The organism is Cupriavidus taiwanensis, from assembly GCF_900250075.1.
GTDB classification, from domain to species: Bacteria; Pseudomonadota; Gammaproteobacteria; order Burkholderiales; family Burkholderiaceae; genus Cupriavidus; species Cupriavidus taiwanensis_C.
The window spans coordinates 1,986,385-1,992,633 of sequence record NZ_LT977070.1; the positions used below are offsets into that span (position 1 = coordinate 1,986,385).

Annotated in this window: 5 protein-coding genes; 3 read left to right on the forward strand and 2 right to left on the reverse strand. The window is 69.4% G+C overall.

Translation table 11 applies throughout. From position 1 onward, the window contains the following. Nucleotides 1-73: 73 nt before the first annotated feature. Complete coding sequence (locus CBM2588_RS09205) at nucleotides 74-1,297, reverse strand: HD-GYP domain-containing protein (RefSeq protein WP_115680281.1); 1,224 nt, start codon at nucleotides 1,295-1,297, stop codon at nucleotides 74-76. 224 nt (nucleotides 1,298-1,521) lie between these two features. Here CBM2588_RS09205 and CBM2588_RS09210 point away from each other — a divergent pair, with 224 nt between their 5' ends. Both CBM2588_RS09210 and CBM2588_RS09215 read left to right on the forward strand, forming a co-directional pair. Further along, nucleotides 1,522-1,815 (forward strand): putative quinol monooxygenase, encoded by a 294-nt coding sequence (locus tag CBM2588_RS09210; protein WP_062799507.1) that lies wholly within the window; start codon nucleotides 1,522-1,524, stop codon nucleotides 1,813-1,815. A 121-nt stretch (nucleotides 1,816-1,936) separates the two neighbouring features. Further along, the gene (locus tag CBM2588_RS09215) at nucleotides 1,937-2,938 is read left to right on the forward strand and encodes a cysteine synthase A (RefSeq protein WP_115680282.1); all 1,002 of its coding nucleotides are present in this window, start codon (nucleotides 1,937-1,939) and stop codon (nucleotides 2,936-2,938) included. 16 nt (nucleotides 2,939-2,954) lie between these two features. On the opposite strand, the gene prpR is transcribed toward CBM2588_RS09215, so the two are convergent. After that, complete coding sequence (gene prpR, locus CBM2588_RS09220) at nucleotides 2,955-4,928, reverse strand: propionate catabolism operon regulatory protein PrpR (protein WP_115680283.1); 1,974 nt, start codon at nucleotides 4,926-4,928, stop codon at nucleotides 2,955-2,957. Between the two features lie 281 nt (nucleotides 4,929-5,209). Here prpR and prpB point away from each other — a divergent pair, with 281 nt between their 5' ends. Beyond that, nucleotides 5,210-6,118, forward strand: coding sequence for a methylisocitrate lyase (prpB, locus tag CBM2588_RS09225; protein ID WP_115680284.1), 909 nt, complete (start codon nucleotides 5,210-5,212; stop codon nucleotides 6,116-6,118). Nucleotides 6,119-6,249 lie beyond the last annotated feature (131 nt).

The window sequence follows — 6,249 nt, forward strand, 5'->3', positions numbered from 1 at the left end:
GCGGCGTCAAGCCGCGTCAGGCAACGCTAACAGTAGTGACAGATAAATTGCGCTCTACGATCGCGGGACGGCCTCACGCCGCCGGCGCATACATCTCCAGCAACTGCTCATCCGTAAAGCCCCACTCCGTCGCGTTCTCGAACGCCACCACGGTCTCGTCGCCGTGTCGCAGGTCGATCAGCTCGGTCGGCACCGGCCGCGACTGCGACACCGAATAGAACGCCATCACCTTGGGCCGCAGCGGGTCGGCGTCATGCTGGGCGCATACCACCGCCAGCCGGTTGGAGCGCAGCCGCAGCACGGTGCCGAGCGGGTAGATGCCGACGGTGCGCGAGAAGGCCTTGAATACGCGCCGGTCGAACAGCGTGTCGACGCGCACCGCCATGTATTCCATGGCGCGGGCCGGCGACCATGGCTGGTGCCCGGGGTGGCTTGCGGTGAGCGTGTCATAGGTATCGCAGATCGCGCCGATCCTGGCGTGCACGCTCAGTTCGTGCCCGACCAGGCCGTAGGGAAAGCCGCGCCCGTCGACGCGCTCATGGTGGTGGACGCAGACATCGAGCGGGATATTGGAATAGAGCCGGGCTTCGTTGAGGATGCGGTAGCCGGCGGAGGGATGGCGGCGGTAGGCCTCCTCCTGCTCGGGCGTGCGCTCGCCGGCGCGGAGGCTGGCGGCGCCGGGCACGGCCAGCTTGCCGATGTCATGCACCAGGCCGGCCAGGCCCAGCTCGCGCACCTCGTCGTCGGGCAGCCCCAGCGTGCGGCCGACCGCGATCATCAGCGCGCAGACCGCGAAGGCATGCAGGTAGTTGTCGTCGCCGCGCGCCTTGAGCCGCGCCAGCGCCAGCAGCGCCTGCCCATGCCGCGACAGCGAGCGCGACGCCGCCTCGACCAGCAGCAGCGCGCCGCTGACCTCCAGCGCCCGCCCCATGCGCACGTCGGCAAACATCGAGCCGATCACGGCCTTGCCGGACTGCAGCAGTTCGCGCGCATGCACGATCTCGGCTTCGAGCATGGTGGGTGGCGGCGCGTGGGCTGGGCCCTCAGCCCCGGTTGCGGGGTGGGCCGTGGCAAGGCCCGACGCGGCGTTGGCGGCCTCTTCCGGCACCGGCACGTTGCGGCCCTTCAGGATGTCGATCCACACTTCGCGCACGCCCGCCGACCGGATCTGCCGTACCTGCTCCTCGCTGGCGACCAGGAAGCGCGCGCGCCAGAACGGATGGTTGATCCAGGGCCCGCCCAGCCTGGCGACGAACATCCCGACCTGCAATTGCTCCGATCCAATGCGTCTCAGCATGCGCCCCCTCGGATGATGGTTTTCTCGTTGTCGCACCGGATATCGGCGGCGGCGGACATAACTTGAGCGTCGGCCACGGCGGCAGGAACCGTGCCGCGCACCCTTGTCAAGCGCCGCCCGAATGCCCGGACGGCGCCGTCGGGCATTGCCGGGCCGGGCCATGGCCGCCGCTACAATGGCTGGCCCAGTGCTCACAGACGCCAGCCAGTCGCCCCCGTTCACCCATGTCCGGAACGTACACGCTAGTCGGCATCGCCCGTGCCAAGACCCACCGCCGCGACGCGCTGGTCTCCCAGCTCGCTGCGCTGCGCTCGCGCGGGCTGACCGAGCCCGGTTGCCTGGACTACCACGTCGGGCAGGATGCCGAGGACGCGCGGGTGTTCGTCATCTACATGGTCTGGGACTCCAAGCGCGCGCTCGAATCCCACCTGAACCGCCCCTATATGCGCGATTTCCACGCCGCGCGCGCGGACTTCGTCGAGGGCGATTTCAGCTTCCGCTGGCTCAACGCGGCCTGAGCGCGAGGCGCTATCCCGGTCACTTTCCGTTGCTCCGGCGCGCCTGCCGCCGCTTGTCATTCCCGCCGCACCGACCTATCAATCAAGGTGACGCCCGCCCCGGGCGCGGCAGGAGTGCACCATGGAGATCAGGGATGGATTTGCCGGCACCATCGGCCACACGCCGCTGATCCGCCTGGCCGGCCTGAGCGCCGACACCGGCTGCGACATCTACGGCAAGGCGGAATTCCTCAATCCCGGCGGCTCGGTCAAGGACCGCGCGGCGCTCTACATCATCCGCGACGCCGAGCGGCGCGGGCTGCTGAAGCCGGGCGGCACGGTGATCGAAGGCACGGCGGGCAATACCGGCATCGGCCTGGCGCACCTGTGCGCGGCGCGCGGCTACCGCTGCATCGTGGTGATCCCCGACACGCAATCGCCGGAAAAGATGGAGCGGCTGCGCATGCTGGGCGCCGAAGTGCGCGCGGTACCGGCCAAGCCGTACGCCGATCCCGACAACTACCAGAAGATCGCCGGCCGGCTCGCCGACGAAACCGAAAACGCGATCTGGGCCAACCAGTTCGACAACCTCGCCAACCGCCAGGCCCACTACGAGACCACCGGCCCGGAGATCTGGCACGCCACCACCGGCCATATCGACGCCTTCACCTGCGCCACCGGCACCGGCGGCTCGCTCGCGGGCATCGCGCGCTGCCTGAAGGAACACAAGCCGGGCGTGCGCATCGTGCTGGCCGACCCGCACGGCAGCGGCCTGTACCATTTCGTCAAGCACCGCGAGGTCAAGGCCGAAGGCAGCTCGATCACCGAAGGCATCGGTTCCAGCCGCGTCACCGCCAACCTGCAGGACACCCCCATCGACGATGCCGTGCGCATCGACGACCAGACCTGCGTGGACATGGTCTACCGGCTGCTGCGCGAGGAAGGGCTGTTCGTGGGCGGTTCATCCGGCATCAATGTCGGCGCCGCGGTGGCGCTGGCGCACGAGATGGGGCCGGGGCACACCATCGTCACGCTGCTGTGCGACCGTGGCGACCTGTATATGGGACGGCTGTTCAATGAGGCGTGGCTGCAGGGCAAGGGGCTGCAGCCGATTCCGTTCCGCCGGGCCAGCCCTGCCGGATAACGGGATAACGCCCGGGCTAGGCCGCCTTCAGCCGCCGCCACAGCGTGGTCGGGCTGATGCCGAGGATATGGCAGGCGGCGGTCCGGTCGCCGCCGCACTCTTCCAGCACGCGCCGGATATGGTCGACCTCGCTGGATTGCTTGACGCGCGCCAGCGAGCGGCGCGCCCGCGCGGCCGGCGCCGCCGCTGCGGCTTCGGCTGCGGGCGCGGGCGCCGTGGCCAGCGCGGCCTCGCCGAACAGCTCGGGCGCGGCAGCCTGCAGTTCGCGCTGCAGGGCCTCGCCCTCGAGCCGGCGGCCGGCCACCAGCACCGCAATGCGCTCGGTCACGTTTTCCAGTTCGCGGATATTGCCGGGCCAGCGGTAGCGCGCCAGCCGCGCGCGCGCCGCGGCAGGCAGGCGCTGCGGGCGCTCCAGGCCCAGCCGGTCCTGCGCGCGGCGGTACAGCAGTTCGGCCAGTTCGGGCAGGTCTTCGGCGCGCTCGCGCAGCGGCGGCATGGCAATGCGCAGGATGTTAAGGCGGTAATACAGGTCTTGCCGGAAGCTGCCGTCGCGCACCATCGCGGCGAGGTCGCGATGGGTGGCGGCGATCACGCGCACGTTCACCGGCACCGCGTCGAGCCCGCCGATCGGCAGCACCTGCTTTTCCTGCAGCACGCGCAGCAGGCGCGTCTGCAGCGCGGGCGGCATGTCGCCGACCTCGTCGAGAAACAGCGTGCCGTTGTGGGCCGACTCGAACAGGCCGGCCTTGCCGCCGCGGCGCGCGCCGGTGAAGGCGCCCTCTTCGTAGCCGAACAGCTCGCTTTCCAGCAGCGCCTCGGGGAAGGCGGCGCAGTTGACCGCGACGAACGGGAACGCGCGGCGCGGGCTGGCATCGTGCATGCCTTGCGCCAGCACCTCCTTGCCGGTGCCGCTCTCGCCGCCGATCAGCACGGTGGAGTCCACCACGGCGTAGCGTCGCGCCAGTTCGCGCAGCGCCGTCATCGCGGCCGAGGTGCCGGCCAGGTCGTCCAGGCTGTAGCGCACCGCTGCCGGCCGCGCACGGCTGCGCGAGCGCAGGTTGCGGTCGACGCGCTGGATCGCGCTGGCGTCCTGGATGGTCAGCACCGCGCCGGTGGTGCCGGCCTCGGAAAGGATGGGAATGCGGTTGACCACCACCATCTTGTCGCCGAGCTTGTGGATCGCCTCGAGCTCCTTGTCGCCGCTCTGCATCACGCCCTCCAGCGCCAGGCTGGGCGCCAGCGTCTGCAGCTTGCGCCCGACCGCGGCGGCGGCCGAGGTGCCGAGGAAGCGTTCCATCGCCGGGTTGAACGACTGGATCCGCCCCTGCGCGTCGACCGCCGCGACGCCCTCGTTCAGGTGCGCCAGGATGGTGTTGACGTAGTCGCGGCGGGTGGCCTCGATGCGGCGCAGGCGCGCCGCCTCGATCGCGTCTTCCAGTGCCATGCGCACCGAGTTGCCCGAGTACAGGAACACGCCGGTCAGGCCATAGCGGTCGGCCAGGTCGGTCACCAGGCCGGGGCCCACCACCACCTGGATGCCCTCCTGCTTCAGCGCCTTCACGCGCGCCACCGCGTCGTCCTCGGTCAGGTAGGTGTAGGCCGGCACCGACAGCGAGAACGCGCGCACGAATTCATCGACCTCGGCATAGGTTGCCGCGTGCGTGACCAGCGCCACCCGTGGCGAGATCCGCCGCGCCGTGGCCAGTGCGCTCATCACGTCGAAGCCCGTGACCTTGACCAGCACCACCGGCACGTCCACATGCTGGCGCAGGTAGGCGCCGTTGGAGCCGCCGGCGACGACCACGTCGAGCCGGCCCTCGCGCGCCTCGCGCGACACCGCGCTGGCGGCGGCCTCGAAACCCTTGCCGACGATGCGGAATTCGGCGCGGTCGGCATAGGCCGGGATCAGGTCGGCGAAGGCGCGCGCGAGGCGGCTGATGCCGATCGCCCAGATGCGCGGGCGGCCTTGCGCGGAAACGGGAGGAGCCATGATGCGGTGCGGAAGGAAAGTGGGATGAAAGGCGGGATGATCAGGCGTACAGTGCTGTCACATTGTCCGCCACGATGCCCGGGATTTCAACTCTGAATTCCAAAAACACAGGTCGTGGATTTCAAATGTGCGGAAAACCCGGCACGGAACCCGCGGCGGCGCCTGTCGCCCTGCCCGCCAGCCCAGCGCTGGCAAGGGATTCCGGGTTTTCCGGCTGCTTTCGCCGAGCCTGGCACACCCCTTGCAGTATTCGGCTTGTCCTGTTCACCAACGCATACGCCATGACCTACTCCGCTTCCGACCTCGCGCGCTCCGCTGGCGCCCGTTTCCGCCAGGCGCTTGCCGACGAACATCCGCTGCAGGTGGTCGGCGCCATCAACGCCAACCACGCGCTGCTGGCCAAGCGCGCCGGCTACCGGGCCATCTACCTGTCGGGCGGCGGCGTGGCGGCCGGCTCGCTGGGCCTGCCGGACCTGGGCATCTCGAACCTGGACGACGTGCTCACCGATATCCGCCGCATCACCGACGTGTGCGACACGCCGCTGCTGGTCGATGTCGACACCGGCTTCGGCGCCTCGGCCTTCAACGTGGCCCGTACCACCAAGTCGCTGATCAAGTTCGGCGCCGCGGCCATGCATATCGAGGACCAGGTCGGCGCCAAGCGCTGCGGCCACCGTCCCAACAAGGAAATCGTCACCCAGGGCGAAATGGTCGACCGCATCAAGGCCGCCGTCGACGCCCGCACCGACGAGAACTTCGTCATCATGGCCCGCACCGATGCGCTGGCCGTGGAAGGCCTGGACAGCGCCATCGAGCGCGCCGTGGCCTGCGCCGAAGCCGGCGCCGACGCCATCTTCCCGGAAGCCATGACCGACCTCGGCATGTATCGCAAGTTCGTCGACGCGGTGAAGGTGCCGGTACTGGCCAACATCACCGAGTTCGGCGCCACGCCGCTGTTCACCACCGAAGAACTGGGCGGTGCCGGCGTGTCGATGGTGCTGTACCCGCTGTCGGCCTTCCGCGCCATGAACAAGGCGGCGGAAAACGTCTACGCGGCGATCCGCCGCGACGGCACGCAGAAGAACGTGGTCGATACCATGCAGACCCGTGCCGAGCTCTACGAGAGCATCGGCTACCATGACTTCGAGCAGAAGCTCGACGCCCTGTTCGCGCAAGGCAAGGGCAAGTAAGCAACCAGACGCAGGCGCGGCCGGGCCGGGGACATCCCCTCCCGGCCGCTTGCACGACCAAGACAGGCAACACCAGGCATCACACCAAGGAGACCCAGATGTCCGAAGCGCAACCGCTCGTCACTCCCAAG

What these genes read in the sequence shown, in the direction of transcription:
- CBM2588_RS09205 (WP_115680281.1), bottom strand. Translation starts at nt 1,297, where the DNA reads ATGCTGAGACGCATTGGATCGGAGCAATTGCAGGTCGGGATGTTCGTC.
- CBM2588_RS09210 (WP_062799507.1), top strand. Translation starts at nt 1,522, where the DNA reads ATGTCCGGAACGTACACGCTAGTCGGCATCGCCCGTGCCAAGACCCAC.
- CBM2588_RS09215 (WP_115680282.1), top strand. Translation starts at nt 1,937, where the DNA reads ATGGAGATCAGGGATGGATTTGCCGGCACCATCGGCCACACGCCGCTG.
- prpR (WP_115680283.1), bottom strand. Translation starts at nt 4,928, where the DNA reads ATGGCTCCTCCCGTTTCCGCGCAAGGCCGCCCGCGCATCTGGGCGATC.
- prpB (WP_115680284.1), top strand. Translation starts at nt 5,210, where the DNA reads ATGACCTACTCCGCTTCCGACCTCGCGCGCTCCGCTGGCGCCCGTTTC.